Source organism: Stenotrophomonas sp. YIM B06876, assembly GCF_030711595.1.
In the GTDB taxonomy this organism is placed as follows: domain Bacteria; phylum Pseudomonadota; class Gammaproteobacteria; order Xanthomonadales; family Xanthomonadaceae; genus Stenotrophomonas.
In genome coordinates this window covers 1-1474 of record NZ_JAUJUJ010000193.1, presented here as the reverse complement: position 1 = coordinate 1474, position 1474 = coordinate 1, and the positions used below count along the sequence as shown (strand labels likewise).

Genomic DNA, 1474 nt, shown 5'->3' with positions numbered 1-1474 from the left:
CATTCAAGCCGAACCCGCTTCGCGGGTCGGCTTAATTCAGGCGTTGGGCTGCATTTACAGCCTTCAGGAAAGTCAAACATGCGCTCAATCTCCGCTCTTATGATGACAGCTCTCTTCTTGCTAACTGGATGTTCGCAATCCACCAGCCAAGATGTAAAGACTGGGCGCATGCATCGCACCTATGCTGATGACACAAGAGCCGACTGGGCCAATGCTGGGCCGCGCCCCCTTGCGACTACCGTCTGGTATCAGGCATCCCTGGATAGCATCGAGTCGGAATGGAGTGTTGATATATTCCAATTTGGTCGCAATGCTTTGAATGCGCCGTTCTCTGACACCAAAAAGCGACCACTAATCATCTTGTCGCACGGCACCGGAGGTAGCGCAGCGCAACTATCTTGGTTGGCTGAGGGCTTGGTAGCCGCAGGCTTCGTGGTCGCTGCTGTCAATCATCATGGCAATACGGCAGCAGAAGACAAAAGTTGGCCACATGGCTTTGTTCTGCCGGCGGAGCGAGCTCGCGACCTACCAGTATTGATCGACCAACTACTCGCTGATGAAGGTCTCTCATCCCATATCGATCCTGCTCGCATCGGCGCTGCGGGATTTTCCATCGGCGGCTACACTGTCCTGGCCTCGTCGGGCGCGCACCTGACAATGCGTGACAGGGCGTTGCGTTGTCAGAGTCAGCCCGAGAATCCCGTTTGCCAACTTCCTCCGGAAGCCGGTTTCTCAGAGGCTGATATACAGGTTCTTGCCAACTCCGATGACACGTTCAAAGCTGCTCTCGTCCGGGATGAACAGCCTGTCAATGACCCACGAATCCGAGCCGTTTATGCAATCGCTCCGGCATTTGTTTCAATAATGAACAGGAATGACTTTTCTTCTTTTCATGTCCCGACACGGATTGTGTTGGCTGAAGAAGATCGGCAGATTTTATTCTCGGAGACATTGAATTATGTCGGTAAAAACATCCCGCATGCTTCAATAAACTCCATTTCAGGAGCGGGACACTACGCTTTCCTCGCTCCCTGCAGTTTCCGCGGGAAGATGTTTGTGGCCGCATTGTGCAAGGACTCCAGCAAGATAGATCGGTTTGAACTTCATAATCGCATTAGCAGTGACGCTGCTGGCTTCTTTAGCTCCAATNAGGAGCGGGACACTACGCTTTCCTCGCTCCCTGCAGTTTCCGCGGGAAGATGTTTGTGGCCGCATTGTGCAAGGACTCCAGCAAGATAGATCGGTTTGAACTTCATAATCGCATTAGCAGTGACGCTGCTGGCTTCTTTAGCTCCAATTTGTAGCCGAGATGCAGCCCAACAATTCATTCAAGCCGACGCCGCTTCGCGGCGCGGCTTAATTCAGGCGTTAGGCCGTGTGCAAAAGCGTTTGGGGTAGTTGTTACTTCGATAGGTGTGCGGTCGTTTTTCGGTCGGCTCCGGCTCGCAATACCAACCGGCTTCGCAATCGGGTC

1 protein-coding gene is annotated in these 1474 nt (G+C 53.1%); it reads left to right on the top strand.

Annotation, left to right across the window (positions count from 1 at the left end; translation table 11 throughout):
- The first annotated feature begins 78 nt into the window (after positions 1 to 78).
- Positions 79 to 1239 carry a hypothetical protein gene (locus QZH66_RS15985; RefSeq protein ID WP_305806878.1) on the top strand — a complete coding sequence of 387 codons (1161 nt, stop codon included), beginning with the start codon at positions 79 to 81 and terminating at the stop codon, positions 1237 to 1239.
- Positions 1240 to 1474 lie beyond the last annotated feature (235 nt).